Origin of the sequence: Xanthomonas translucens pv. undulosa, assembly GCF_017301775.1 — a bacterium.
In the GTDB taxonomy this organism is placed as follows: Bacteria; Pseudomonadota; Gammaproteobacteria; order Xanthomonadales; family Xanthomonadaceae; genus Xanthomonas_A; species Xanthomonas_A translucens.
The window spans coordinates 821,880-846,891 of record NZ_CP063993.1 but is presented as its reverse complement, the minus strand read 5'-3'; the positions used below and the strand labels follow the sequence as shown (position 1 = coordinate 846,891).

Sequence of the window (25,012 nt, the reverse complement as noted above, 5' to 3'; positions counted from 1 at the left end):
CCGGCGAGCCCCTGTAGGAGCGGCTTCAGCCGCGACAGACATCCGACAACGCGCCGCAGCGTTGCCGTAGCGCTGGTTCCCGGCAAACAAGCGAAAGAAGACGCTTAATCGCCGCCCTGCCGCAACTCGCCCGCCAGCCAGTGCGCCAGCGCCTGCACCCGCGGATCCTGCTGCTCGCGGCGCGCGCACAGCGCCCACTGCCCGCCGGTCTCGGCGAAGCCCCACGGCGCCAGCAGGCGGCCGTTGCCCAGGTCGTCGGCGACCAGCGGCTGCGGCGCGATCGCCACGCCGATGCCGGCCAGCGCCGCTTCGAGCAGGTAGTACAGGTGTTCGAAGCCGGTGCCGTAGCGCAGCGCCGCCGGATCCAGGCCATGCGCCTGCGCCCAGGAGGGCCATGCCTGCGGGCGCGAGGCGGTGTGCAGCAGCGGTTGTTGCAGCAGCGCCGAGGGCGGGCCGGCCGCTAGCGCCTGCGCCTGCGGCAGCGCCGGGCTGAGCACCGGGCCGATCCGCTCCGGCGCCAGCACGTGCACCTGCCAGCCGTCCGGCCACGGTGCCTGACCGAGCAGCAGGGCCGCGTCCAGGCCGTCCAGGTCGGCGCCGAACTCCCCTTCGTGCGCGGACAGGTGCAGGGTCAGCGCGGGCAGGTCGCGCTGCAGCGCCTGCAGCCGCGGAATCATCCAGCGCGCCAGGATGCTGCCCGGACAGCCCAGCACCAAGGCGCTGGCGCGTGCCGGGCGGCGCAATGCCGCCACCGCGTCCTGCAACTGCGCGAAGGCGCCGCCGGCCGCGTCGCGCAGCCGCTCGCCGGCCGCGGTGGGACGGATGCCGCGGCCCTCGCGCTGCAGCAGCGCCAACCCAAGTTCCTCTTCCAGCAGCCGGATCTGGCGGCTGACCGCGCCGTGGGTGACGTGCAGTTCGGCCGCCGCGCCGCCGACGCTGCGCAACCGCGCGGCGGCCTCGAACGCGCGCAGGGCGTTCAGCGAAGGCAGGCGGCGCAGGTTGGACATGTGAGATTTCCTGACGGATATGTGCAGACTTTATCGGTTTTTGTCGGGCGACGCGTGCGCTAAAGTGCAGGCCTGTCCTGCTGACCGTGAGCGCCATGTCCTCCGTGCCTATTCGCGATTTCCACGTCTATCCCGACGCCAACGGCCATTTCGGCCGCTACGGCGGCCGCTTCGTCGCCGAGACCCTGATCGGGCCGCTGCAGGAGTTGGCAGCGGCCTACGATCAGGCGCGCCAGGATCCGGCCTTCATCGCCGAGTACGACAAGGACCTCAAGCACTACGTCGGCCGGCCCAGCCCGATCTACCACGCCGAGCGGCTCAGCCGCGAGGTCGGCGGCGCGCAGATCCTGCTCAAGCGCGAGGACCTGAACCACACCGGCGCGCACAAGATCAACAACACCATCGGCCAGGCGCTGCTGGCCAGCCGCATGGGCAAGACCCGCATCATCGCCGAGACCGGCGCCGGCCAGCACGGCGTGGCCAGCGCCACGGTGGCCGCGCGGCTGGGCCTGGAATGCGTGGTGTACATGGGCGCCACCGACATCGAGCGGCAGAAGATCAACGTTTACCGGATGCAGCTGCTCGGCGCCCGGGTGGTGCCGGTGACCTCCGGCTCGGCCACGCTCAAGGACGCGCTGAACGAGGCGATGCGCGACTGGGTGACCAATGTGCAGGACACCTTCTACATCATCGGCACCGTTGCCGGCCCGGATCCGTATCCGCGCATGGTGCGCGACTTCAACGCCATCGTCGGCCGCGAGGCGCGCGCGCAGATGCTCGAGGACTACGGCCGCCTGCCGGACGCGATCAGCGCCTGCGTCGGCGGCGGCAGCAACGCCATCGGCCTGTTCCATGCCTTCCTCAACGATCCGGGGGTGAAGATCTACGGCGCCGAAGCCGCCGGCGAGGGCGTCGCTACCGGCCGCCATGCCGCCTCGATCGCCGCCGGCCGCCCTGGCGTGCTGCACGGCAACCGCACCTACGTGATCTGTGACGACGACGGCCAGATCATCGAGACCCATTCGGTGTCCGCCGGCCTGGACTATCCCGGCGTCGGTCCCGAGCACGCGTTCCTGTCCGACAGCGGCCGCGCGGTCTATCAGGGCATCACCGACGACGAGGCGCTGGCCGCGTTCCACCTGCTGGCGCATACCGAGGGCATCCTCGCCGCGCTGGAATCCAGCCACGCGGTGGCGCAGTCGATCAAGCTGGCGCGCGAGCTGCCCAAGGACGCGCTGGTGCTGTGCAACCTGTCCGGCCGTGGCGACAAGGACGTGCATACCATCGCTGCGCGCGAAGGGATGGTGCTGTGAGCGGGCGCGGCATGCGCAGGCTGTGCGGTGGCGGCGCGCTGCTGTGCGCCGCGGCGCTGGCGGCCGCGGCATCGCTGCCGGGGCTGGACAGCGCCGGCGCGGTGCGCGTCGGCCAGCGCTTTGCCGACCTGGCGCCGCGCGCGGCCTGGCAGCGCGACAACGGCGGCCCGATCGAGCGCTGCGACTACGTGCACGCCGGCTTGCTGCCCGCTGGCGTGGCGATGATGGTGGAGGACGGCCGCGTCGCCCGCTTCGACGTTACCGACGCCGGCCCGGTCGGCCCGTTCGGCGTCCGCATCGGCGACAGTGAAGCCACCGTGCGCGCGCACTTGCCGGTCGGTTACAGCCTCGAGCCTCACCATTACGGCGGTCCCGGCGACCATTATTTGACCTGGCGCGACCCGAACCGCGCACTCGCAGTGCGCTACGAAACCGGAGAAGGCAAGGTGACATCGATGTACTGGGGAAGCCGGGACGCCGTGCAACGGGTGGAGGGCTGCGCATGAGCCGCGCCCCGAACCGTATCGCCGCACGCTTCGACGCGCTGCGCCAGGCCGGGCGCAAGGCGCTGATCCCGTTCGTCACCGCCGGCGATCCGTCGCTGCAGGCCACCGTGCCGGCGATGCACGCGCTGGTCGAGGCCGGCGCCGACGTGATCGAGCTGGGCGTAGCGTTCTCCGACCCGATGGCCGACGGCCCCACCATCCAGCGCAGCTCCGAGCGTGCGCTGGCGCGCGGCGCCGGCCTGGCCTATGTGCTGGAAACGGTCAGCGCGTTCCGCCGCGACGACGCGACCACGCCGCTGGTGCTGATGGGCTACCTCAACCCGGTCGAGATCCACGGCACCGCGCGCTTTGCCGAAGAGGCGGTGGCCGCCGGCGTGGACGGCGTGCTGCTGGTCGATCTGCCGCCGGAAGAATCGGCCGAAACCCTGGCGATCTTCACTGCCGCCGGCCTGGACCTGATCGTGCTGGCCTCGCCGACCACCAGCGACGCCCGCATCGGCCTGTTGTGCGATACGGCGCGCGGTTACCTGTACTACGTCAGCTTCGCCGGCGTCACCGGCGCCGACCACCTCGACACCCGCGCCGCCGGCGACCGCCTGCGCCAGCTGCGCGCGCGCTCCACGGTGCCAGTGGTGGCCGGGTTCGGGATCAAGGACGCCGCCAGCGCCAGGGCCATGGCGGTGGACGCCGACGGCGTGGTGGTCGGCAGCGCGCTGGTCGCGGCGCTGGCCGAGGCGACCACCCCGGAGGCGGTGCGCGAACGCGCGCTGGCCTTCCTGGCGCCGCTGCGGCAGGCGCTGGACCAGGGATGAGGGCGCTGCCCGTCGGCGCCTGGCGCCGTGCGGCGGCAATGCGCCGCACGCGCGCGCCGCAGCGGCGTGGCCGCAGGACGCTGGTCTGACCTGAGGGCATCGGCGCGCGCGGCTTCGCCTGGGCCTGCGCATCCGCCGCTGTGCCACTGGCACAGGGCAAGCATCGGCTGCGCTTGCTGCGCGATGCGGTTGCGCGTCGGCAACGGGAGCGCAATTGCTGCGCTGCGGCGAGACACGTTGCGCGATCGCCGGTTGGGCTGCGTTGCGGCGCGATATCTAGCATCACGCTAGACTGTCGCCCCTTGGCGGCCCGGTGGGCCGCGCAACTGGATCGTCATTCCGCATGAGTTGGCTCAGCAAATTGATGCCCTCCGGCATCCGTACCGATAGCACGCCCAGCAAGAAGCGCAGCGTTCCCGAAGGCCTGTGGGAGAAATGCCCCAACTGCAGCGCCGTGCTGTACCGGCCGGAACTGGAGGAGAACCTGGAGGTTTGCCCGAAGTGCGGCCACCACATGGCGATCCGCGCGCGTGCGCGCCTGGCTTCGCTGTTCGACCCGGACACCACGCCGACCGAGATCGGTGCGCGCCTGGGTCCGACCGACGCGCTGAAGTTCAAGGACCAGAAGAAGTACAGCGAACGCATCAAGATCTCGCAGAAGAGCACCGGCGAGTACGATGCGCTGATCGCGATGCAGGGCCTGCTCAAGGCGCAGCCGCTGGTCGCCGCCTCGTTCGATTTCGCCTTCATGGGCGGCTCGATGGGCTCGGTGGTCGGCGAGCGTTTCGCGCTGGCCGCGGAGACCGCGCTGCAGATCGGCGCGCCGTTCGTGTGCTTCTCCGCCAGCGGCGGCGCGCGCATGCAGGAAGGCCTGTTGTCGCTGATGCAGATGGCCAAGACCTCGGCCGCGCTCGGGCGCCTGCGCGAGGCCGGCCTGCCGTACGTGTCGGTGCTGACCCATCCCACCACCGGCGGCGTTTCGGCCAGCTTCGCCATGCTCGGCGACATCAACATCGCCGAGCCGCACGCGCTGATCGGCTTCGCCGGCCCGCGGGTGATCGAGCAGACCGTGCGCGAGACCCTGCCGGAAGGCTTCCAGCGCTCGGAGTTCCTGCTCGAGCACGGCGCCATCGACCAGATCTGCGACCGCCGCGAACTGCGCGACCGCCTGTCCGAGCTTCTGGCGATGATGATGCGCCAACCGGCGCCAGCGAAGACCGAGGTGGTGGCGTGATTTCTGTCGGGACTCGGGACTCGGGACTCGGTCAAAGCCACAGACACCCAGGGATCCCGAAAAATACACGCTTGCCACGCAACACATCCGTTGCACCGAACCACGAGTCCCGAGTCCCGACGCCATGAGCGCGCGCAAATATTTCGGCACCGATGGCATCCGCGGCCGGGTCGGGCAGGGCGCGATTTCCGCCGATTTCGTGATGCGCCTGGGCAATGCGCTGGGCCGCGTGCTCGGCGCCGGCGCCGAAGGCACTACACGGCCGACGGTGGTGATCGGCAAGGACACGCGCATTTCCGGCTACATGTTCGAATCGGCGCTGGAGGCCGGGCTGGTCGCCGCCGGGGCCGATGTGCAACTGCTCGGGCCGATGCCGACCCCGGCGGTCGCGTTCCTGACCCGTACGCTCGGCGCCGACGCCGGCATCGTGATCAGCGCCTCGCACAATCCGCACTACGACAACGGCATCAAGTTCTTCTCCGCCGAGGGCGAGAAGCTCGACGACGCCACCGAGAGCGCGATCGAAGCCGCGCTCGACGCGCCGTTCGCCACGGTGGAATCCGAGCGCCTGGGCAAGGCGATGCGCGCGCGCGACGCGATCGGCCGCTACATCGAGTTCTGCAAGGCCAGCGTGCCGCGCGGCTTCGACCTGCGCGGGCTGAAGGTGGTGCTGGACTGCGCGCACGGCGCGACCTACCACATTGCGCCGCTGCTGTTCCGCGAGCTGGGCGCGGAGGTGATCGCGATCGGCGCCGCGCCAGACGGACTCAACATCAACGCCGGGGTCGGCTCGATGCACATCGACAACCTCGCCAGCAACGTGCGCCAGCATGGCGCGCAGCTGGGCATCGCCTTCGACGGCGACGGCGACCGCGTGCTGATGGCCGACGACCAGGGCAACCCGGTCGACGGCGACGACCTGCTGTACGTGCTGGCCTGCGGCTGGCAGGCCAGCGGCCGCCTGCGCGGGCCGGTGGTCGGCACGCTGATGACCAACTACGGGCTGGAACAGGCCCTGGCCGCGCTGCAGCTGCCGTTCCTGCGGGTCAAGGTCGGCGACCGCTATGTGCACCAGGCGCTGGTCGAGCATGGCGGCGTGCTCGGTGGCGAGACCTCCGGGCACATGCTGTGCCTGGACCGCGCCACCACCGGCGACGCCATCGTCAGCGCGCTGCAGGTGCTGGAGGTGCTCAAGCGCTCGCGGCAGAGCCTGCGCCAGGCGCTGCAGAGTCTGCGCAAGGTGCCGCAGCAGACCGTCAACGTGCGCCTGCAGCAAGGCGCGCGCCCGGCCGAGGCGGCCAGCGTGCAGGCCGCGCTGGCCGCGGCGCAGGCGGCGGTGCAGGGGCGCGGGCGCGCCTTCCTGCGTCCGTCCGGTACCGAGCCGGTGCTGCGGGTCACGGTCGAGGCCGACGACGCCGCGCTGATGCAGGCCACCCTGGAAAAACTCGCCGGGGCGGTCCGTGACGCGGCGTGAGTCGATCGCCATCGGCATCGTGGTGGTCATCGCCAAGGCGGCCACCTTCTACCTGCTGTACCGCCTGCTGATCTGATCGCGGCGTTTCTTCCTTTCACGACGATGGTTCCCGCCATGGCTGCGCACATCCCGACCCTGGACATCACCCGTTTCGACACGCATCGCGACGCCTTCGTCGCGGAACTGGGCGCGGCCTACCGCGAGTGGGGCTTCGCCGGCATCCGCAACCACGGCATCGCGCAGGCGCAGATCGATGCGGCCTACGATGTGTTCAAGGCGTTCTTCGCGTTGCCCGAGGAGGTCAAGCGCAAGTACCACGTGCCCGGCAGCGGCGGCGCGCGGGGCTATACCGCGTTCGGCGTGGAAACCGCCAAGGATTCCAGGCATTTCGACCTGAAGGAGTTCTGGCATATCGGCCGCGAGATTGGCGACGATTCCAAGTATCGCGACCTGATGCCGCCGAACCTGTGGCCGAGCGAAGTGCCGGGCTTCCGCGAGTACGGCTACGGCCTGTATCAGGCGCTGGACCAGCTCGGCGCGCGCGTGCTGGCGGCGCTGGCGCTGCATATCGGCCTGCCCGAGCACTACTTCGCCGACAAGACCGAGTCAGGCAACGCGATCCTGCGCCCGATCCACTACCCGCCGATCATCGTCGATGCCGCTTCTGGCGAGCAACCCCCCAACGTGCGCGCCGGCGCGCACGAGGACATCAACCTGATCACCCTGCTGGTCGGTGCCAGCGCCGCCGGCCTGGAAGTGAAATCCAAGTGGGGCGAGTGGGTACCGTTCACCTCCGACGCCGACACCATCGTGGTCAACATCGGCGACATGCTGCAGCGCCTGACCAACCACGTGTATCCCTCGACCACCCACCGCGTGGTCAACCCGCCGGGCGAACAGGCGCGGCAGCCGCGCTACTCGGTGCCGTTCTTCCTGCACCCGAACCCGGATTTCGTCATCGACGTGCTGCCCTCGTGCATCAGCGCCGACAACCCCAGCCGCTATCCCGAGCCGATCACCGCGCAGGGGTATCTGGAGGAGCGGTTGCGTGAGATCAAGCTGAAATAGTCGGGATGACCAGCCATTCGGCTTTGGAAAGCGCGTTTACCTAACCAAGCCGCTGCGCCCCCAACCCGGCGACGCGGATGCTACTGCGCTTGCGGCCAAGCTCTTCTCTCGCCTGAGAGATGAGGGTAAGCATGAGTTGCCTTTCGAGTCGGGTGCGCGAAGCTGTGCCTCGGCTTCGTCTGCCCCTGCGGACCACCGGGGTCAGGGACAGCGCCGCGTGTCATCAAATGCCCAGCCGCTTTCCTGCCGCTTGAGCGGCCAATTCTATCTGACGGCGCATTTTCGGCGTTCGAGCGCGAAGCACCGCAGCTTGCTTAGCAGGCTGCTGAAAAACTCCACAAGACCTATGACTGTCGTCTTGAGATACCCCGTTTTGGGGCTTCTGCGTGGAATCTGAGGCGTCCGATGTCAGCAGAGGACGCAGAACTCACAAGAGACGGCTCACCGGTGTGGGTTTGTTAGGTCCAAATTGGTATTTCAGCAGCCTGTTAGGCTCCTTTTCCTGCGTGCCGCCGTCGAACGGCGGCTCTGGTGCATATTCGAGAATGAGCTGAACGCGTCGTGCTTCTTCCTCGCCGCGTAGATTTGCGGCCAGGGACAGGCCGAAATCGAGACCTGCGGTCACGCCCGCTCCCGTCATTCGGTTGCGGTCGGTAACGACCCGCTTGTGCACATGCCGTGCGCCCATTAGCGGCAGCAAGTCGGCATGCACCCAGTTCGACGTTGCGTCATAGCCTTTCAGACGCCAGGTAGCGGCGAGAGTGAGGGTGCCGGTACAGATGGCGGTCACCCACTTGGCTTTTTCTCCTCTTCCGCGAAGGAAATCCATCACCTGCGGATCGTTCATGCAGTCAATCGTTCCCATCAATCCACCGGGTATGAAGAGGACATCCGGCGCCTCGTCAGCTTCTGCGAACGTCTTGCTTGGTGTGATTGACAGCCCGAGCTCGGTGGAAATTGGTATTTTTTCCTTCCAGACGAGATCAATGTGCGTACCCAGTACGTTGAAGATGGTCATGGGCCCGATAAGGTCAAGCATCACCATGCGCGGGTGGACCAATATCGTAATACGTGGTGCATCAGGGGGGGGGGCATCATGTGGCCAGCGTGCTTGTCCTGAGCGGCGACCGTCATGGTGAATGCGCCTGCCGCGCTCAAGGCGGCGGCGAGCGCGAGAAAATCACGGCGATTTAGGTTATCAATCACAAGGCTTTCCTCGTTTTCAACAAGTGTTGGAGCTCAATGGTATTGGATCAGTTGCGTGCTGCGGTGTAGGTCAGGCCGCTCGCGCAGGAGCGCCGGCAAATGGTCACCCTCTGCGCGAATCCCTCCAGTGACGCCTCTGGCGTAAAACGGTCCATCTTGCATAGCGCCACAAAGCGCGTCTGACCAGCGCGCCTGCGCAGGAACCGTTGAACGCGCCGCCGGGACTGCGGTTCTGTCGGCTGCGGCAGTGCCGGTCAGCATGTTCGTGGTCGATCCAGTCGCTCGGCCGATGCCGAGGTCAGTCCGCATTCGCTTGGGTGCGCTCACTGCAACGGCCTGATCCGGTGCGAGCCGCGCCGCATCAGCCGCAGCAGCAGCGCGTTCGGCAGGAGCGCGACCAGGCCCAGCAGCGCGCGATAGACCGCGCCCGGTACCACCCGCACCCGGCCGTGTTCGGCGCCGTCGATGCCGGCGCGGGCCACCGCGGCGGTCTGCAGCCAGGCCCAGCGCGGCAGCTCGTCCATCTGTTCGCGGGTGCCGGTCACGTCGTGGAATTCGGACCAGGTGAAGCCCGGGCATAGTGCGCAGACGTTGACGCCGCGGTCGGCGTTCTCCAGCGCCAGCGATTCGCTGAAGCGCAGCATGAAGCTCTTCGCCGCCGCGTACAGGGTGTGTCCGTCGGCGCCGGGCACCAGTGCGGCGAACGAGGCGACGTTGAGGATGCGGCCGTGGCCGCTGGCGCGCAGTGCCGGCAGCAGGCGCCAGGTCAGTTCGCAGACCGCGCCGACCATCACCTGCAGGAACGCGACGTGGGTGGCCCAGTCGCGGTCGCGAAAGCGCCCCGGCACGCCGTAGCCGGCGTTGTTGACCAGGATCCGCACCGCCAGGCCGCGCCGTTCCAGTTCGGCCACCAGCGCGGCGGGCGCGGCCGGGTCGGCCAGGTCGGCGACCACGATCTGCACCGGCACCTGCGCGCGCAATTCCTCGGCCAGCGCCTGCAGCAGCGCCTCGCGCCGCGCGCTGAGGATCAGCGGCACGCCGCGGCGGGCGTATTCGCGGGCGATCTCGCGGCCGATGCCGCTGGAGGCTCCGGTGATCAGGGCATGGCCGGAAGCGTGGGGCATGGCGGTCTCGCGATGGGCAGCAGTGGGCGGGCAGGGCGGTGCGGGCGCGGCCGCGTGGGACGGCGGTAGCGGGTCCTCACCGCGCATCGGCTATCCTTTCGGCACTTTTCGCCCGGGAGCGCGCCGATGCGCCGCAAGATCGTAGCCGGAAACTGGAAGCTGCACGGCAACCGCCAGTTCGCCACCGCGCTGGTGCAGGAGGTGGCCGCGGGCCTGCCCGCCGAGGGCGTGGAGGTGGTGATCCTGCCGCCGCTGCCGTACCTGGGCGACCTGATCGAGGATTTCGAGGGCCATGCCTTGCGCTTCGGCGCGCAGGACGTGAGCAGCAACGAGCAGGGCGCCTACACCGGCGAGGTGTCGGCGACGATGCTGGTCGATGTCGGCGCCGAGTACGGCCTGGTCGGGCATTCGGAGCGGCGCCAGTACCATGCCGAGAGCAGCGAGCTGGTCGCACGCAAGTTCGCCGCGGCGCTGCATGCCGGGCTGATCCCGATCCTGTGCGTGGGCGAGACCCTGGAGCAGCGCGAGGCCGGCCAGACTGAATCGGTCATCGCCGCGCAGCTGGCGCCGGTGCTGGCGCTGGCCGGTGCGCCGGGCTTCGCCAAGGCCGTGGTCGCCTACGAGCCGGTGTGGGCGATCGGCACCGGGCGTACCGCCAGTCCGGCCCAGGCGCAGGCGGTGCACGCCTTCATCCGTGGCGAAATCGCCGCCCACGATGCTAGAATCGCCGATTCGCTACCGCTCCTGTATGGGGGCAGCGTCAAGCCCGACAACGCCGCCGAGCTGTTCGCACAGCCGGATGTCGATGGCGGGCTGGTCGGCGGCGCTTCGTTGGTCGCCGAGGACTTCCTGGCCATCGCGCGAGCGGCGGCCTCCCGTTAACCGAACGGTCGCCGCGCTGGCGGCCGCTCGCTACTTCAGTCGTACTGTCCGGACGGATTTCGAAATGCTGATGGTCATCCTCAATGTGGTCTATGTGCTGGTGGCGATCGCGATGATCGCGCTGATCCTGATGCAGCGCGGTTCCGGCGCGGCGGCGGGTTCGGGGTTCGGCGCGGGCGCGTCCGGCACCGTGTTCGGATCGCGCGGCGCGTCCAATTTCCTGTCCAAGTCGACCAAATGGCTGGCGGTGGTGTTCTTCGGCATCAGCCTGTTCATGGCCTGGTATGCCGGCCACAGTGCGCGCCCGGCCGCCGACGCCAACCTCGGCGTGATGTCGCAGGCCGCGACCCCGGCGACTCCGGCGCCGGCTGGCGAGCTGCAGATCCCGCAGGCGCCGGCCGCGACCGCGCCGGCTGCCGCCGCGCCTGCCGCTGCCGTGCCCGCACAGCAGGCGCCGGAAAATGCACAACAAAAGTCGCCTGCCCCGTCGCAGAAACACTGAAGACGGTTACAATATGCTGCGTGGCGGGATGCCGCGCGCGATACGCAAGCCCAGGTGGCGGAATTGGTAGACGCACTACCTTGAGGTGGTAGCGACTTAGGTCGTAGGGGTTCGAGTCCCCTCTTGGGCACCATTGTTTGGCTACGGTTTCTAGGCAAGAGCATCACATCCCTTGCCGGAAGATCGTCTACCCCATGCCTGCGCCTCACGCGCGCGGGCACAGGCAAGAGAGAATTGCGAGTGCTGGCCGAATATTTGCCGACCCTGCTGTTTTTGATCGTGGCCACCGCAATCGGCGTCGCGCTGATGCTGGTGGGGCGGTTCCTCGGTCCCCGGCGTCCGGACGCGAAGAAGCTCTCGCCGTACGAGTGCGGCTTCGAGGCCTTCGAGGACGCGCGCATGAAGTTCGACGTGCGCTACTACCTGATCGCGATCCAGTTCATCGTCTTCGATCTGGAAATCATCTTCATCGTGCCGTGGACGCAGGTGTTCATGGACCTGGGCGCTCGCTCCCTGGTCACCATGGGCCTGTTCGTCGGCATGCTGTTCCTCGGTTTTATCTACGTGTGGAAGAAGGGAGCGCTGGAATGGGAGTGATTCAGACCCTGGATCGCCTGATGACCAACCCGATCCCGGAAGGGCGGGTCGACGACATCCTGCGTCCCGAAGGCGAGAACCCGTTGCTCGAGAAGGGCTACGTGACCACCAGCGTCGATGCGCTGCTGAACTGGGCGCGCACCGGCTCGATGTGGCCGATGACCTTCGGCCTGGCCTGCTGCGCGGTGGAAATGATGCACGCCGGCGCTGCGCGCCTGGACCTGGACCGCTATGGCGTGGTGTTCCGCCCGTCGCCGCGCCAGTCCGACGTGATGATCGTCGCCGGCACCCTGGTCAACAAGATGGCCCCGGCGCTGCGCAAGGTCTACGACCAGATGCCCGACCCGAAGTGGGTGATTTCGATGGGCAGCTGCGCCAACGGCGGCGGCTACTACCATTACTCGTACTCGGTGGTGCGCGGCTGCGACCGCATCGTGCCGGTGGACATCTACGTCCCGGGCTGCCCGCCGACCGCCGAAGCGCTGGTCTACGGCATCTTGCAGCTGCAGAAGAAGATCTGGCGAACCCAGACCATCGCGCGCTGATCCCTCTTACTTCTTAAAAGCACGCCAAGCCCCCATGGCAGAGCAAGCATCTTCCTTTAGCGACCGACTCGGCGCCCGTTTTCCCGGCAGCCAGGTGTTCGTGGTCCTCCCGCGTGGCGAAGTCACGCTGGAAGTGCCGGCCGACGCGTGGCACGCCACCTGTCTGGCGCTGCGCGACGAATTCGGTTTCGAGCAATTGTCCGACCTGTGCGGCGTGGACTACCTGGGCTACGGCAGCGACGAGTGGGATACCGCCGACGTGTCGTCGCAGGGCTTCAGCCGCGGCGTCGAAGGCAAGGGCATGGGCCGTTTCGGCTGGGGCGAATTCCCCAGCGGCGAGACCGCCGGCGACATCCAGCCGTTGCCGGTGCCGCTGCAGCGCTATGCGGTGCTCGCGCAGCTGATCTCCTATCGCCACAACCAGCGCCTGCGCGTGCGCTGTTATGCGCCGAACGAAGACCTGCCGGTGGTGGCCTCGGTCACCGACATCTGGCCGGGCGCGAACTGGTTCGAGCGCGAGGCGTTCGACCTGTTCGGCGTGGTCTTCGCCGGCCACCCGGACCTGCGCCGCATCCTCACCGACTACGGCTTCGTCGGCCATCCCTTCCGCAAGGATTTCCCGCTGATCGGCAACGTCGAAGTGCGCTACGACGAAGAGAAGCAGCGCGTGGTCTACGAGCCGGTGACCTCGGTCGAGCCGCGCGTCGGCGTGCCGCGCGTGATCCGCGACGATGCGCGCTACCAGACCGCCGCGGGCGAAGCATTCAAGGAGCCCGCCAAGTGAGCGAGTACCAGCAGGCGCACGACGCCTTCGCCAGCAATCCTGCCGAGAGCAAGCAGGAGATCCGCAACTACACCATGAACTTCGGTCCGCAGCATCCGGCCGCGCATGGCGTGCTGCGCCTGATCCTGGAAATGGATGGCGAGACCGTGGTCCGCGCCGATCCGCATATCGGCCTGTTGCACCGTGGCACCGAGAAGCTGGCCGAGTCCAAGCCGTTCAACCAGTCGATCGGCTACATGGACCGGCTCGACTACGTGTCGATGATGTGCAACGAGCACGCCTACGTGCGCGCGATCGAGACCCTGATGGGGATCGAGGCGCCGGAGCGCGCGCAGTACATCCGCACCATGTTCGACGAGATCACCCGCATCCTGAACCACCTGATGTGGGTCGGCTCCAACGGCCTGGATCTGGGCGCGATGGCGGTGATGCTGTACGCGTTCCGCGAGCGCGAGGAGCTGATGGACTGCTACGAGGCGGTCTCCGGCGCGCGCATGCACGCGACCTACTACCGGCCCGGCGGCGTCTACCGCGACCTGCCGGACCGCATGCCCAAGTACAAGGAATCGCGCTGGCACAAGGGCAATGCGCTGAAGCGGCTGAACGCCGCGCGCGAAGGCTCGATGCTCGACTTCCTGGAAGACTTCACCAATACCTTCCCGGGCCGGGTCGACGAGTACGAGACCCTGCTCACCGACAACCGCATCTGGAAGCAGCGCACCGTGGGCATCGGCGTGGTCACGCCGGAACAGGCCTATGGCTGGAGCATGACCGGGGTGATGCTGCGCGGCTCGGGCATCGAGTGGGATCTGCGAAAGAAGCAGCCGTACGCCAAGTACGACGCGGTGGATTTCGACATCCCGGTCGGCACCAACGGCGACTGCTACGACCGCTATCTGGTGCGCGTGGCCGAGATGCGCGAATCCAACCGCATCATCCGGCAGTGCGTGAAGTGGCTGCGGGCCAATCCCGGCCCGGTGATGGTCGAGAACTTCAAGGTCGCCCCGCCCAAGCGCGCGGAAATGAAGGACGACATGGAAGCGCTGATCCATCACTTCAAGCTGTTCAGCGAAGGCTATTGCGTGCCGGCCGGCGAGACCTATTGCGCGGTCGAGGCGCCGAAGGGTGAGTTCGGCTGCTACCTGGCCTCCGATGGCGCCAACAAGCCGTTCCGCGTGCACCTGCGCGCACCGGGCTTCGCCCATCTGTCGTCGATGGACGCGATCGTGCGCGGCCACATGCTGGCCGACGTGGTGGCGATGATTGGTACCTATGATCTGGTGTTTGGCGAGGTCGACCGATGAGGCCGGGACTTGGGACTCGGGACTCGCGACTCGGCAAAAGCCGGCCTGCAGGTTTCCTTTTTGTAAAAGCGGTTGTTCTTTCTCATGGTTCGGATACTGGCGGACGCGGGCTCTTGCGAGTCCCGAGTCCCGAGTCCCGAGTCCCGGAGCTCCACGCATGAAAGCAACAGGTAATTTCGAAACGGCGCGCGACGTCGATCCGATGGTGGTGCTGAGCGACAAGACGCGCGCGCACATCGATCACTGGCTGGCCAAGTTCCCGCCCGACCGCAAGCGTTCGGCCGTGCTGCAGGGCCTGCACGCCGCGCAGGAGCAGAACCAGGGCTGGCTGACCGACGAATTGATCGTCGGCGTGGCCAAGTATCTGGAGCTGCCGCCGGTGTGGGCCTACGAGGTCGCCAGCTTCTACTCGATGTTCGAGACCGAGAAGGTCGGCCGCAACAACGTCGCCTTCTGCACCAACATCAGTTGCTGGCTCAACGGCGCCGAGGATCTGGTCGCGCATGCGGAGAAGAAGCTCGGCTGCAAGCTGGGCCAGTCCACCGCCGATGGCCGCGTCTATCTCAAGCGCGAAGAAGAATGCCTGGCCGGTTGCGCCGGCGCACCGATGATGGTGATCAACGGCCACTATCACGAGCACTTGACCAAGGACAAGGTCGACGCGCTGCTGGACGGGTTGGAGTAACGGCAATGGCACAGCATCCCCACGCTCCCACCGGTCCGGTCGGCCCCGCGCCGCATCCGCACCAGGTGGTCCTGACCACGCTGCACTACGACACCCCGTGGTCGTACGAGAGCTACCTGAAGTCCGGTGGCTACGCCGCGCTGCGCAAGATCCTCGAAGAGAAGATCGCGCCGGAGCATGTGATCGAGATGGTCAAGCAGTCCAACCTGCGCGGCCGCGGCGGCGCAGGTTTCCCGACTGGCCTGAAGTGGTCGTTCATGCCCAAGGGCGCGCCGCAGAAATACATCCTGTGCAACTCGGACGAGTCCGAGCCGGGCACCTGCAAGGACCGCGACATCCTGCGCTACAACCCGCATTCGGTGGTGGAGGGCATGGCCATCGCCTGCTACGCCACCGGCAGCACGGTCGGCTACAACTACCTGCGCGGCGAGTTCCACCACGAGCCGTTCGAGCACTTCGAGCAGGCCCTGGCCGATGCCTACAGCAACGGCTGGCTGGGCAAGAACGTGCTCGGCAGCGGCGTGGACATCGACATCTACGGCGCGCTGGGCGCCGGCGCCTACATCTGCGGCGAAGAGACCGCGCTGATGGAGTCGCTGGAAGGCAAGAAGGGCCAGCCGCGCTACAAGCCGCCGTTCCCGGCCAACTTCGGCCTGTACGGCAAGCCGTCGACGATCAACAACACCGAGACCTACGCCTCGGTGCCGGCGATCATCCGCAACGGGCCGGAATGGTTCCTGGGCCTGAGCAAGACCAAGAACGGCGGGCCGAAGGTCTTCTCGGTGTCCGGCTGCGTGCAGAAGGGCGGCAACTTCGAGGTGCCGCTGGGTACCACCTTCGACGAACTGCTGGAGATGGCCGGCGGCCTCAAGCCGGGCCGCACGCTGAAGGGCGCAGTCCCCGGCGGCGTGTCGATGCCGGTGCTGAAGGCCGAGCAGCTCAAGGGCCTGCAGATGGACTACGACACCCTGCGCGCGCTGGGTACCGGCCTGGGCTCGGGCGCCATCGTGGTGCTCGACGACAGCGTGTGCTGCGTCAAGTTCGCCTGCCGCATCTCGCAGTTCTTCCACAAGGAATCCTGCGGCCAGTGCACCCCGTGCCGCGAAGGCACCGGCTGGATGCACCGCGTGCTCGAGCGCATCGTCGCCGGCAAGGCCACGATGGAAGACCTGCACCAGTTGCGCACCGTCGCCGGCCAGATCGAAGGCCACACCATCTGCGCGTTCGGCGAAGCGGCGGCATGGCCCATCCAGGGCTTCCTGCGCCAGTTCTGGGACGAATTCGAGTACTACATCGTGAATGGGCGATCCATGGTCGATGCCCGGTTGGGAGTGGCGGCATGAATGTGTTTAGTGCGGGACTCGGGACCCGGGACTCGGGACTCGGAAAGCCGGCGTTGCCACAGGCGGCGAGCGTCGTTGTTTATCCCGTCATCAACACGGGACGTGTGCGTTCCTTTGTCGCACGAGTCCCGAGTCCCGAGTCCCGAGTCCCGACGGGAGCCGCCGCATGAGCGCCCAACCCGCCAATCCCAACGTCCCGCCGGACCACGTGACCGTCGAGATCGACGGCCAGTCCCTGGTCGTGCCCAAGGGGTCGATGATCATCCAGGCCGCCGACAAGGCTGGCATTGCGATCCCGCGCTTTTGCTACCACGAGAAGCTGCCGATCGCGGCCAACTGCCGCATGTGCCTGGTCGACGTGGAGAAGTCGCCGAAGCCGTCGCCCGCCTGCGCGACGCCGGTGATGGACGGCATGAAGGTCGCCACGCGCAGCGAGAAGGCGCTGAAGTACCAGCGCAGCGTGATGGAATTCCTGCTGATCAACCACCCGCTGGATTGCCCGATCTGCGATCAGGGCGGCGAGTGCGAACTGCAGGACGTGTCGCTGGGCTACGGCCGTTCGGTCAGCCGCTTCAACGAGCGCAAGCGCGTGGTGGCCGACGAGGACATCGGCCCGCTGGTCGCCACCGAGATGACCCGCTGCATCCAGTGCACGCGCTGCGTGCGCTTCACCGCGGACATCGCCGGCACCTACGAGCTGGGCGGCATGTACCGCGGCGAGAACCTGCAGATCGGCACCTACGACGGCAAGCCGCTGACCACCGAACTGTCGGGCAATGTCATCGACGTGTGCCCGGTCGGCGCGCTGACCAACAAGGTGTTCCAGTTCCGTGCGCGTCCGTGGGAACTGACCGCGCGCGAATCGCTCGGCTATCACGACGCGATGGGCTCCAACCTGTTCCTGCACGTGCGCCGCGGCGAAGTGCTGCGCACCGTGCCGCGCGACAACGATGCCGTCAACGAGTGCTGGCTGTCCGACCGCGACCGCTATTCGCACCAAGGCCTGTACGCCGCCGACCGCGCCACGCGGCCGCTGCGCAAGATCGACGGGCAGTGGCAGCAAGTGTCCTGGGCCGATGGCCTGGCCGCGGCGGTCGAGATCCTGAAGACCCACCGTGGCGATGCGCTGGGCGTGCTCGCGCACCCGGCCACCTCCAACGAGGAAGGCGCCTTGCTGGCGCGCCTGGCCGATGGCCTGGGCAGCGGCAACCTGGACCACCGCATCGGCAACCGCGATTTCTCCGATGCCGCCGTGGCCGAGCCGTTCGCGGTGCCGCTGGCGCAGATCGAGCAGGCCGACGTGATCGTGGTGCTGGGCAGCAACCTGCGCCAGGAGCTGCCGCTGCTGCACGCGCGTATCCGCAAGGCGCGGATGCAGCGCCAGGCGCGCGTGTATTCGATCAATCCGGTCGATTTCGATTTCGCCTTCGACCAGGCCGGCAAGCAGATCGTGGCGCCGTCCGGCTTCGCCGCCGCGCTCGCCGATGCGGCGTTGCGCGAGGCGGTGCAGGGCGCGGGCGGGCGTGCGGTGCTGATCGTCGGCGCGCTGGTCGAGAACCATCCGCAGGCCGCCGCGCTGCGCGCCGCCGCGCGCGACTTCGCTGCCGCCACCGGCGCGGCGCTGTGCCGCGTGCCGCAGGGCGCCAATGCGGTCGGCCTGGCCAGGCTGGGCGTGCTGCCGAGCGCGCGCGACGTGGCCGGCATGTTCGCCGAGCCGCGCAGCGCCTATGTGCTGTACGGCATCGAGCCGGGCCTGGACTTCGCCGATGCCGGTGCCGCGCGCGCCGCGCTGGGCGCGGCCAAGGTGCTGGCGTTCAGCCAGTTCGCCTGCGCCTCCACCCGCGATGTGGCCGACGTGATCCTGCCGATCGGCGCGCTGCCGGAAATCGACGCGACGCTGACCAACCTGGACGGCGTCGAGCAACTCGCGCGTGCCGCCGGCAAGCTGCCGGACCAGGCGCGCGAAGGCTGGCGGGTGCTGCGTGCGCTCGGTGGCGAATTGCAGCTGGCCGGCTTCGACTTCACCGACCTGGCCGGCCTGCGTGCCGGCGTGCAGCCGCGCAGCGTGAGCCTGCGCGGTTCGGCGCAGAGCGCGGCGGCGGGCGAGGGCATCGAAGTGGCGGCGACGCCGGCGATCTACCGCACCGATGCGGTGGTGCGCCGTGCGCCCGCACTGCAGGCGCATCCGCTCAACGACGCGCCGGCGATCCGCCTGCATCCCGAGCATGCCGCGCAACTGGGCGTGGCCGCCGGGCAGGTGGTCAAGGTCGGCAACGCCGTCGGCAACGCGACGCTGCCGGTGGTGCTGGATCCGCGCGTCGCGGCAGGGGTGGCCTGGATCGAATCCGGCCATGGGGCGACGGCGCCGATCGGTGCCGGCCGGGTAACGGTGGTGGCTGCATGAACGAGATGCTGTTGAACGTGGTCGATCCGCTGCACCAGTGGTTCGTCGGCCTGGGCGCGATCGGCGTGGTCCTATGGATCGTGCTGAAGATCCTGCTGATCACCATGCCGGTGATCATCTCGGTGGCGTTCTACGTGGTCTGGGAACGCAAGCTGATCGGCTGGATGCACGTGCGCCATGGGCCGATGTACGTGGGCATGGGCATCTTCCAGGCCTTCGCCGACGTGTTCAAGCTGCTGTTCAAGGAAATCATCCAGCCCAGCAGTTCGCACAAGGCGATGTTCGTGATCGCGCCGCTGATCACCCTGGCGCCGGCGTTCGCGGCCTGGGCGGTGGTGCCGTTCGACGCCAAGCTGGTGCTGTCCAACGCCAACGCCGGCCTGCTGTACCTGCTGGCGATGACCTCGCTGGGCGTGTACGGCATCATCCTGGCCGGCTGGGCGTCCAACTCCAAGTACGCGTTCCTGGGCGCGATGCGCTCGGCCGCGCAGGTGGTCAGCTACGAGATCGCGATGGGCTTCGCCCTGGTCGGGGTGATGATCGCCGCCGGCAGCCTCAACCTGAGCACGATCGTGGCCGCGCAGGCCGGCAACTCCGGCTTCTTCGACTGGTTCCTGGTACCGCTGTTCCCGCTGTTCATCGTGTACTGGGTGTCCGGCGTGGCCGAGACCAACCGCGCGCCGTTCGACGTGGTCGAGGGCGAGTCGGAAATCGTCGCCGGGCACATGGTCGAGTATTCGGGCGGCGCGTTCGCGCTGTTCTTCCTGGCCGAATACGCCAACATGATCCTGGTCAGTTTCCTGGTCTCGATCTTCTTCCTGGGCGGCTGGCTGAGCCCGCTCCAGGGCTGGGTCACGGCGGACATCTCGCCGTGGATCAACTGGATCTGGACCGGCGGCTGGCCGTGGCTGCTGATGAAGGTCTTGTTCTTCGCCAGCGCGTACATTTGGTTCCGCGCCAGCTTCCCGCGCTACCGCTATGACCAGATCATGCGCCTGGGCTGGAAGGTGTTCATCCCGCTGACGATCGTGTGGATCGCGGTGACGGCATTGATGGTGTTCTACGGCGTGATCCACAAAGGCGTGTAAGCGATGAATAAAGTCACCCATTACTTCAAGAGCCTGCTGCTGCTGGAGCTGCTCGGCGGCCTGTGGCTGACCCTGAAGTACACGTTCCGTCCCAAGTACACCGTGCTGTACCCGATGGAGAAGTTCCCGCAGTCGGTGCGCTTCCGCGGCCTGCACGCGCTGCGCCGCTATCCCAATGGCGAGGAACGCTGCATCGCCTGCAAGCTGTGCGAGGCGGTATGCCCGGCGTTGGCGATCACCATCGATTCGGCCAAGCGCGAGGACGGCACCCGCCGCACCACGCGCTACGACATCGACCTGTTCAAGTGCATCTACTGCGGTTTCTGCGAGGAAAGCTGTCCGGTGGACTCGATCGTGGAAACCCACGTGCTCGAGTACCACTTCGAGAACCGCGGCGAGAACATCGTCACCAAGCCGCAGCTGCTGGCGATCGGAGACCGGCTCGAAGCCGAGATCGCCGAGCGCCGCGCCGCCGACGCCGCCTTCCGCTGAGGTTCTGAAATGGATTGGGTAAATATCGCGTTCTGGATCTTCGCCAGCATCGCTGCGGTCTCCGCCGGCGCAGTGATCAGCGTGCGCAACTCCGTGTATGCGGTGCTGTGCCTGATCCTGACCTTCTTCTCCATCGCCTGCGTGTGGCTGCTGGTGGGCGCCGAGTTCCTCGGTGTGACCCTGGTGCTGGTCTACGTCGGCGCGGTGATGGTGCTGTTCCTGTTCGTGGTGATGATGCTCGACATCGATACCGCGCGGCTGCGCCAGGGCTGGGTGCGCTACCTGCCGGTCGGCTTGCTGGTGGCGGTGGCGATGCTGGTGCAGATGGTCACCCTGATCGGGGTCAAGGCGCGCACCGCTGCGCCGTTCCCGGCCGACAATGCCGCCGCGCAGGCGGCCGACAGCTCCAACATCACATGGCTGGCCAAGGCGCTGTTCACCCAGTTCCTGCTGCCGTTCGAATTCGCCGCGATCATCCTGACCGTGGCGGTGGTGGCCGCGGTGATGCTGACTTTGCGCAAGCGCACCGGCATCAAGACCCAGAATCCCGGCGAGCAGGCGCGGGTCAAGGCCGGCGACCGGCTGCGCATGGTCAAGATGCAGGCCGAAAGGCCCACGCTGCACACCCAGGCGCCGGCACCGCAGGAGGGCCAGCCATGATCACCCTAGGCCACATGCTGGCGCTCGGCGCGGTGCTGTTCTGCATCAGCCTGGCGGGCATCTTCCTCAACCGCAAGAACGTCATCGTGCTGCTGATGTCGATCGAACTGATGCTGCTGTCGGTCAACATCAACTTCGTCGCGTTCTCGCGCCAGCTCGGCGACCCCGCCGGTCAGCTGTTCGTGTTCTTCATCCTCACCGTGGCCGCGGCCGAGGCCGCCATCGGTCTCGCGATCCTGGTGACGCTGTTCCGTACCCGCCACACGATCAACGTGGCCGAAGTCGATTCGCTGAAGGGCTGACCCGTAGATGGAAATCACTCTCTCCAAGAGTCTGCTGATCGCCGTGGTGCTCGCACCGCTGCTCGGCAGCATCATCGCCGGCCTGTTCGGCCGCCAGGTCGGCCGCAAGGGCGCCCAGCTGGTCACCATCCTCGGTGTGGCGGTCAGCTGCGCGTTGTCGTGCTGGACCCTTTACCAGCTGGTCGGGCAGGGCGCGGCGCCCTTCAACCAGAACCTGTACACCTTCTTCGAGGTCGGCCATTACGCGGCGCACGCCGGCTTCATGGTCGATCGGCTGACCGCGATGATGATGGTGGTGGTGACCTTCGTGTCGCTGCTCGTGCACATCTACACCATCGGCTACATGGCCGACGATCCGGGCTACCAGCGCTTCTTCAGCTACATCTCGCTGTTCACCTTCTCGATGCTGAGCCTGGTGATGAGCAACAACTTCCTGCAGCTGTTCTTCGGCTGGGAAGCGGTGGGCCTCGTGTCGTACCTGCTGATCGGCTTCTGGTTCAAGCGCCCGAGCGCGGTGTTCGCCAACATGAAGGCGTTCCTGGTCAACCGCGTCGGCGACTTCGGTTTCATCCTCGGCATCGCCGGCGTGCTGCTGTGGTTCGGCTCGCTGGACTATTCCACCGTGTTCGCCAACGCCACCGCCGTGCTCGGCAGCGAGGCGGCCGGCGGCCTGGCCCAGGTGCAGCTGTTCCAGGGCCACCCGTGGAACGTGGCGACGATCATCTGCATCTGCCTGTTCATCGGCGCGATGGGCAAGTCGGCGCAGGTGCCGCTGCACGTGTGGTTGCCCGACTCGATGGAAGGCCCGACCCCGATCTCGGCGCTGATCCACGCCGCGACCATGGTCACCGCCGGCATCTTCATGGTGGCGCGCATGTCGCCGCTGTTCGAACTATCGCAGACCGCGCTGGACTTCGTGCTGTTCGTCGGCGCCACCACCGCGTTCTTCACCGGCCTGATCGGCATCGTGCAGAACGACATCAAGCGCGTGGTCGCCTATTCGACGCTGTCGCAGCTGGGCTACATGACCGTGGCGCTGGGCGTGTCGGCGTACTCGGCGGCGGTGTTCCACCTGATGACCCACGCCTTCTTCAAGGCGCTGCTGTTCCTGGCCGCCGGCTCGGTGATCATCGGCATGCACCATGAGCAGGACATGCGCAAGATGGGCGGCCTGCGCAAGTACATGCCGGTCACCTACTGGACCAGCGTGATCGGCACCCTGGCCCTGGTCGGCACCCCGTTCTTCGCCGGTTTTTATTCCAAGGACACGATCATCGAGGCGGCCGCGCACCATGCGCATACGTCGCACAACTGGATCGCCACCTACGGCTACTGGGCGGTGCTCGGCGGCGTGCTGATCACCAGTTTCTACAGCTTCCGCCTGCTGTTCCTGACTTTCCACGGCAAGGAACGCTTCCGCGACGCGCACGCGCACCACGACAGCGCGCATGCCGACGCGCACGCTACGCATGCGCACGACGAGCACGCGCACGACGAGCATGGTCACGGCCACGGCGTGCACGAGCCGCATGAGTCGCCGTGGGTGGTGACGGTGCCGCTGGTGCTGCTGGCGATCCCGTCGATCGCGATCGGCTTCTTCACCATCGGCCCGATGCTGTTCGGCACCGATTGGGCGGGGCACCACGCCGCGGTGGCGATCAAGGGCCAGGCGGTCGGTTTCTTCAGCGGCATCATCGACTTCTACAACCCGGCGCGCGACAGCGTCGGCGCGCTGGCCGAGGAGTTCCACGGCCCGGTCGCGTTCGCGCTGCACGGCCTGACCCAGCCGCCGTTCTTCCTGACCCTGGCCGGCTTCGCCCTGGCCTGGATCCTGTACCTGTGGAAGCCCGAGCTGGCGGCGAAGGCGCGCAAGACGTTCTCGCTGCCGGTATGGATCCTGGAGAACAAGTACGGTTTCGACAAGCTCTGGATCAACGGCTTCGCCGGCGCCGGTCTCGGCCTCGGCAAGGTGTCGCGTGCGGTGGATACGCATGTCGTGGACGGCGTCATGGTCAACGGCACCGCGCGCGTGATCGACCTGGCGGCCAATCTGCTGCGTCGCACGCAATCCGGTTTCCTCTATCACTACGCCTTCGCGATGATCATCGGCCTCATTGCCCTGTTGGGCGTGCTGATGCATTTCTGGCGTTGACCTGTACGGACTAAGAACACGTGTCGAACTGGCCCTTACTTACTCTCCTGATCTGGCTGCCGATCCTCGGTGGCGTGCTGATCCTCGCGCTGCGCGACGCCAAGGCGGCGCGCTGGGCGTCGCTGCTGGTCGCGTTGCTGACCTTCGCGCTGAGCATCCCGCTGCTCACCGGTTTCGACTACGCCAGCGACGCGCTGCAGTTCGTCGAGACCCATGCGTGGATCCCGGCCTACGACATCGGCTACAACCTCGGCGCCGACGGCATCGCGGTGGCGCTGATCGTGCTGACCACGCTGGTCACGGTGCTGGCGCTGATCGGCGCCTGGACCTCGATCGAGAAGCGGGTCAACCAGTACGTGGCCGCGTTCCTGATCCTGGAAGGCGTCACCGTCGGCATCTTCGCCGCCACCGACGCGATGCTGTTCTACGTGTTCTTCGAGGCGATGCTGATCCCGATGTTCCTCATCATCGGCATCTGGGGCGGCCCGCGCCGCATCTACGCCGCGGTCAAGTTCTTCCTGTACACCTTCCTCGGCTCGGTGCTGATGCTGGTCGGGTTGATCTACCTGTACCTGAAGGGCGGCAGCTTCCAGCTCGCCGACCTGTACCAGCTGTCGCTGACCTCCAAGGAACAGACCTGGCTGTTCTTCGCGTTCCTGATCGCGTTCGCGGTCAAGGTGCCGATGTTCCCGGTGCACACCTGGCTGCCGGACGCGCACGTCGAGGCGCCGACCGCCGGTTCGGTGATCCTGGCCGCGATCGCGCTGAAGATCGGCGGCTACGGCTTCCTGCGCTTCAACCTGCCGATCCTGCCCGACGCCAGCAACGAGTGGGCCTGGCTGGTGATCGCGCTGTCGCTGATCGCGGTGATCTACGTCGGGCTGGTCGCCCTGGTGCAGGACGACATGAAGAAGCTGATCGCGTATTCGTCGATCGCGCACATGGGCTTCGTCACCCTGGGCATCTTCGTCGCCTTCGCCCTGGTCGGCTTCGGCAGCACCGATGCGGCGCGGCTTGGCCTGCAGGGCGCGATGGTGCAGATGATCTCGCACGGCTTCGTGTCCGGGGCAATGTTCTCCTGCGTCGGCGTGCTCTACGACCGCATGCATACCCGCCGCATCGCCGACTACGGCGGCGTGGCCAACGTGATGCCGTGGTTCGCCGCGTTCGCGATGCTGTTCTTCATGGCCAATGCCGGCCTGCCGGGCACCAGCGGTTTCGTCGGCGAGTTCATGGTGATCATGGCCAGCTTCCAGGCGCACCCGCTGCTCGCGGTCGGTGCCGGCACCACCCTGGTGATCACCGCCGCCTATACCCTGTGGCTGTACCGGCGCGTGTTCTTCGGCGAAGTGGCCAACGCGCACGTGGCCGCGCTCAAGGACATCAACGGCCGCGAGGCGCTGGTGCTGGGCGTGTTCGCGGTGGGCGTGCTGGTCCTGGGCCTGTATCCGAAACCGCTGACCGACCTGATGGAACCCTCGATCGCAAAGCTGGCGGCGCAGATCGCCACCAGCAAGCTGTAATCGGG

General features: G+C 67.4%; 25 protein-coding genes and 1 tRNA gene. 22 read left to right on the top strand and 4 right to left on the bottom strand.

Going from position 1 to position 25,012, the window contains the following annotated elements; all coding sequences use genetic code 11:
• Positions 1-104 precede the first annotated feature (104 nt).
• On the bottom strand, positions 105-1,007 hold the full coding sequence (locus ISN38_RS03435) for a LysR family transcriptional regulator (RefSeq protein WP_058195569.1): 903 nt from the start codon (positions 1,005-1,007) through the stop codon (positions 105-107).
• A 95-nt stretch (positions 1,008-1,102) separates the two neighbouring features.
• Between ISN38_RS03435 and trpB the strand changes: the two genes are divergently transcribed.
• The 6 genes from trpB to ISN38_RS03405 all read left to right on the top strand — a co-directional run bounded on the left by trpB (position 1,103) and on the right by ISN38_RS03405 (position 7,414).
• Positions 1,103-2,320: a tryptophan synthase subunit beta gene (gene trpB, locus ISN38_RS03430; protein ID WP_003467457.1), complete on the top strand. Its 1,218-nt coding sequence runs from the start codon at positions 1,103-1,105 to the stop codon at positions 2,318-2,320.
• 11 nt (positions 2,321-2,331) lie between these two features.
• Positions 2,332-2,826: a hypothetical protein gene (locus ISN38_RS03425; protein WP_038237201.1), complete on the top strand. Its 495-nt coding sequence runs from the start codon at positions 2,332-2,334 to the stop codon at positions 2,824-2,826.
• The gene (gene trpA, locus ISN38_RS03420) at positions 2,823-3,638 is read left to right on the top strand and encodes a tryptophan synthase subunit alpha (RefSeq protein ID WP_003467455.1); all 816 of its coding nucleotides are present in this window, start codon (positions 2,823-2,825) and stop codon (positions 3,636-3,638) included. The genes ISN38_RS03425 and trpA overlap by 4 nt, the downstream gene beginning before the upstream one ends.
• Positions 3,639-3,981: 343 nt before the next feature.
• Entirely contained in the window at positions 3,982-4,872 is an 891-nt protein-coding gene (accD, locus tag ISN38_RS03415; protein WP_003467454.1) for an acetyl-CoA carboxylase, carboxyltransferase subunit beta, read from the top strand.
• 124 nt (positions 4,873-4,996) lie between these two features.
• Positions 4,997-6,346 carry a phosphoglucosamine mutase gene (gene glmM, locus ISN38_RS03410; protein ID WP_047324753.1) on the top strand — a complete coding sequence of 450 codons (1,350 nt, stop codon included), beginning with the start codon at positions 4,997-4,999 and terminating at the stop codon, positions 6,344-6,346.
• Between the two features lie 114 nt (positions 6,347-6,460).
• Positions 6,461-7,414, top strand: a complete 954-nt coding sequence (locus tag ISN38_RS03405; protein ID WP_058361410.1) for an isopenicillin N synthase family dioxygenase — start codon at positions 6,461-6,463, stop codon at positions 7,412-7,414.
• Between the two features lie 427 nt (positions 7,415-7,841).
• On the opposite strand, the gene ISN38_RS03400 is transcribed toward ISN38_RS03405, so the two are convergent.
• The 3 genes from ISN38_RS03400 to ISN38_RS03390 form a co-directional block, all read right to left on the bottom strand.
• Positions 7,842-8,432 (bottom strand): DJ-1/PfpI family protein, encoded by a 591-nt coding sequence (locus tag ISN38_RS03400; protein ID WP_230839070.1) that lies wholly within the window; start codon positions 8,430-8,432, stop codon positions 7,842-7,844.
• Between the two features lie 20 nt (positions 8,433-8,452).
• Positions 8,453-8,620, bottom strand: coding sequence for a twin-arginine translocation signal domain-containing protein (locus tag ISN38_RS20770; protein ID WP_080627642.1), 168 nt, complete (start codon positions 8,618-8,620; stop codon positions 8,453-8,455).
• A 323-nt stretch (positions 8,621-8,943) separates the two neighbouring features.
• On the bottom strand, positions 8,944-9,744 hold the full coding sequence (locus ISN38_RS03390; RefSeq protein WP_003467448.1) for an SDR family NAD(P)-dependent oxidoreductase: 801 nt from the start codon (positions 9,742-9,744) through the stop codon (positions 8,944-8,946).
• Positions 9,745-9,870: 126 nt separating this feature from the next.
• Here ISN38_RS03390 and tpiA point away from each other — a divergent pair, with 126 nt between their 5' ends.
• The 16 genes from tpiA to ISN38_RS03310 all read left to right on the top strand — a co-directional run bounded on the left by tpiA (position 9,871) and on the right by ISN38_RS03310 (position 25,007).
• Positions 9,871-10,626 (top strand): triose-phosphate isomerase, encoded by a 756-nt coding sequence (gene tpiA, locus ISN38_RS03385; RefSeq protein ID WP_003467438.1) that lies wholly within the window; start codon positions 9,871-9,873, stop codon positions 10,624-10,626.
• 64 nt (positions 10,627-10,690) lie between these two features.
• Positions 10,691-11,128, top strand: coding sequence for a preprotein translocase subunit SecG (gene secG / locus ISN38_RS03380; protein WP_003467436.1), 438 nt, complete (start codon positions 10,691-10,693; stop codon positions 11,126-11,128).
• A gap of 48 nt (positions 11,129-11,176) precedes the next feature.
• Positions 11,177-11,261 (top strand) — tRNA-Leu (locus ISN38_RS03375).
• Positions 11,262-11,368: 107 nt separating this feature from the next.
• Positions 11,369-11,725: an NADH-quinone oxidoreductase subunit A gene (locus tag ISN38_RS03370; RefSeq protein ID WP_003467430.1), complete on the top strand. Its 357-nt coding sequence runs from the start codon at positions 11,369-11,371 to the stop codon at positions 11,723-11,725.
• On the top strand, positions 11,716-12,270 hold the full coding sequence (locus ISN38_RS03365) for a NuoB/complex I 20 kDa subunit family protein (RefSeq protein WP_003467428.1): 555 nt from the start codon (positions 11,716-11,718) through the stop codon (positions 12,268-12,270). Before ISN38_RS03370 ends, ISN38_RS03365 begins: the two co-directional genes overlap by 10 nt.
• A gap of 34 nt (positions 12,271-12,304) precedes the next feature.
• The gene (locus tag ISN38_RS03360) at positions 12,305-13,054 is read left to right on the top strand and encodes an NADH-quinone oxidoreductase subunit C (protein WP_003467426.1); all 750 of its coding nucleotides are present in this window, start codon (positions 12,305-12,307) and stop codon (positions 13,052-13,054) included.
• Positions 13,051-14,358, top strand: coding sequence for an NADH-quinone oxidoreductase subunit D (locus ISN38_RS03355; RefSeq protein ID WP_003467424.1), 1,308 nt, complete (start codon positions 13,051-13,053; stop codon positions 14,356-14,358). The genes ISN38_RS03360 and ISN38_RS03355 overlap by 4 nt, the downstream gene beginning before the upstream one ends.
• 157 nt (positions 14,359-14,515) lie before the next feature.
• Positions 14,516-15,043 carry an NADH-quinone oxidoreductase subunit NuoE gene (gene nuoE, locus ISN38_RS03350; protein ID WP_003467422.1) on the top strand — a complete coding sequence of 176 codons (528 nt, stop codon included), beginning with the start codon at positions 14,516-14,518 and terminating at the stop codon, positions 15,041-15,043.
• A 5-nt stretch (positions 15,044-15,048) separates the two neighbouring features.
• Positions 15,049-16,386, top strand: a complete 1,338-nt coding sequence (gene nuoF, locus ISN38_RS03345; RefSeq protein ID WP_058363779.1) for an NADH-quinone oxidoreductase subunit NuoF — start codon at positions 15,049-15,051, stop codon at positions 16,384-16,386.
• A 166-nt stretch (positions 16,387-16,552) separates the two neighbouring features.
• Complete coding sequence (gene nuoG, locus ISN38_RS03340) at positions 16,553-18,790, top strand: NADH-quinone oxidoreductase subunit NuoG (protein ID WP_206712063.1); 2,238 nt, start codon at positions 16,553-16,555, stop codon at positions 18,788-18,790.
• The gene (gene nuoH / locus ISN38_RS03335) at positions 18,787-19,878 is read left to right on the top strand and encodes an NADH-quinone oxidoreductase subunit NuoH (protein WP_009590711.1); all 1,092 of its coding nucleotides are present in this window, start codon (positions 18,787-18,789) and stop codon (positions 19,876-19,878) included. Before nuoG ends, nuoH begins: the two co-directional genes overlap by 4 nt.
• 3 nt (positions 19,879-19,881) lie before the next feature.
• A complete protein-coding gene (gene nuoI / locus ISN38_RS03330; protein WP_003467418.1) occupies positions 19,882-20,370 on the top strand; it encodes an NADH-quinone oxidoreductase subunit NuoI in 489 nt (162 codons plus the stop codon).
• A 9-nt stretch (positions 20,371-20,379) separates the two neighbouring features.
• Positions 20,380-21,030 (top strand): NADH-quinone oxidoreductase subunit J, encoded by a 651-nt coding sequence (locus ISN38_RS03325; RefSeq protein WP_047324757.1) that lies wholly within the window; start codon positions 20,380-20,382, stop codon positions 21,028-21,030.
• Complete coding sequence (gene nuoK / locus ISN38_RS03320) at positions 21,027-21,332, top strand: NADH-quinone oxidoreductase subunit NuoK (protein ID WP_047324758.1); 306 nt, start codon at positions 21,027-21,029, stop codon at positions 21,330-21,332. Before ISN38_RS03325 ends, nuoK begins: the two co-directional genes overlap by 4 nt.
• A gap of 7 nt (positions 21,333-21,339) precedes the next feature.
• On the top strand, positions 21,340-23,484 hold the full coding sequence (gene nuoL / locus ISN38_RS03315; RefSeq protein ID WP_058361792.1) for an NADH-quinone oxidoreductase subunit L: 2,145 nt from the start codon (positions 21,340-21,342) through the stop codon (positions 23,482-23,484).
• 20 nt (positions 23,485-23,504) lie between these two features.
• Positions 23,505-25,007, top strand: coding sequence for an NADH-quinone oxidoreductase subunit M (locus ISN38_RS03310; RefSeq protein WP_003467403.1), 1,503 nt, complete (start codon positions 23,505-23,507; stop codon positions 25,005-25,007).
• The last annotated feature ends 5 nt before the right edge of the window (positions 25,008-25,012 follow it).

Bases quoted from the DNA above. Each gene is read 5' to 3' on its own strand.
- nuoE (WP_003467422.1), top strand. From the start codon at position 14,516: ATGAAAGCAACAGGTAATTTCGAAACGGCGCGCGACGTCGATCCGATG.
- nuoG (WP_206712063.1), top strand. From the start codon at position 16,553: ATGAGCGCCCAACCCGCCAATCCCAACGTCCCGCCGGACCACGTGACC.
- nuoF (WP_058363779.1), top strand. From the start codon at position 15,049: ATGGCACAGCATCCCCACGCTCCCACCGGTCCGGTCGGCCCCGCGCCG.
- glmM (WP_047324753.1), top strand. From the start codon at position 4,997: ATGAGCGCGCGCAAATATTTCGGCACCGATGGCATCCGCGGCCGGGTC.
- nuoH (WP_009590711.1), top strand. From the start codon at position 18,787: ATGAACGAGATGCTGTTGAACGTGGTCGATCCGCTGCACCAGTGGTTC.
- trpB (WP_003467457.1), top strand. From the start codon at position 1,103: ATGTCCTCCGTGCCTATTCGCGATTTCCACGTCTATCCCGACGCCAAC.
- ISN38_RS03365 (WP_003467428.1), top strand. From the start codon at position 11,716: ATGGGAGTGATTCAGACCCTGGATCGCCTGATGACCAACCCGATCCCG.
- ISN38_RS03390 (WP_003467448.1), bottom strand. From the start codon at position 9,744: ATGCCCCACGCTTCCGGCCATGCCCTGATCACCGGAGCCTCCAGCGGC.
- accD (WP_003467454.1), top strand. From the start codon at position 3,982: ATGAGTTGGCTCAGCAAATTGATGCCCTCCGGCATCCGTACCGATAGC.
- trpA (WP_003467455.1), top strand. From the start codon at position 2,823: ATGAGCCGCGCCCCGAACCGTATCGCCGCACGCTTCGACGCGCTGCGC.
- ISN38_RS03435 (WP_058195569.1), bottom strand. From the start codon at position 1,007: ATGTCCAACCTGCGCCGCCTGCCTTCGCTGAACGCCCTGCGCGCGTTC.
- ISN38_RS03425 (WP_038237201.1), top strand. From the start codon at position 2,332: ATGCGCAGGCTGTGCGGTGGCGGCGCGCTGCTGTGCGCCGCGGCGCTG.
- ISN38_RS03400 (WP_230839070.1), bottom strand. From the start codon at position 8,432: ATGACCATCTTCAACGTACTGGGTACGCACATTGATCTCGTCTGGAAG.
- ISN38_RS03325 (WP_047324757.1), top strand. From the start codon at position 20,380: ATGGATTGGGTAAATATCGCGTTCTGGATCTTCGCCAGCATCGCTGCG.
- ISN38_RS03360 (WP_003467426.1), top strand. From the start codon at position 12,305: ATGGCAGAGCAAGCATCTTCCTTTAGCGACCGACTCGGCGCCCGTTTT.
- tpiA (WP_003467438.1), top strand. From the start codon at position 9,871: ATGCGCCGCAAGATCGTAGCCGGAAACTGGAAGCTGCACGGCAACCGC.
- ISN38_RS03405 (WP_058361410.1), top strand. From the start codon at position 6,461: ATGGCTGCGCACATCCCGACCCTGGACATCACCCGTTTCGACACGCAT.
- nuoI (WP_003467418.1), top strand. From the start codon at position 19,882: ATGAATAAAGTCACCCATTACTTCAAGAGCCTGCTGCTGCTGGAGCTG.
- nuoL (WP_058361792.1), top strand. From the start codon at position 21,340: ATGGAAATCACTCTCTCCAAGAGTCTGCTGATCGCCGTGGTGCTCGCA.
- secG (WP_003467436.1), top strand. From the start codon at position 10,691: ATGCTGATGGTCATCCTCAATGTGGTCTATGTGCTGGTGGCGATCGCG.
- nuoK (WP_047324758.1), top strand. From the start codon at position 21,027: ATGATCACCCTAGGCCACATGCTGGCGCTCGGCGCGGTGCTGTTCTGC.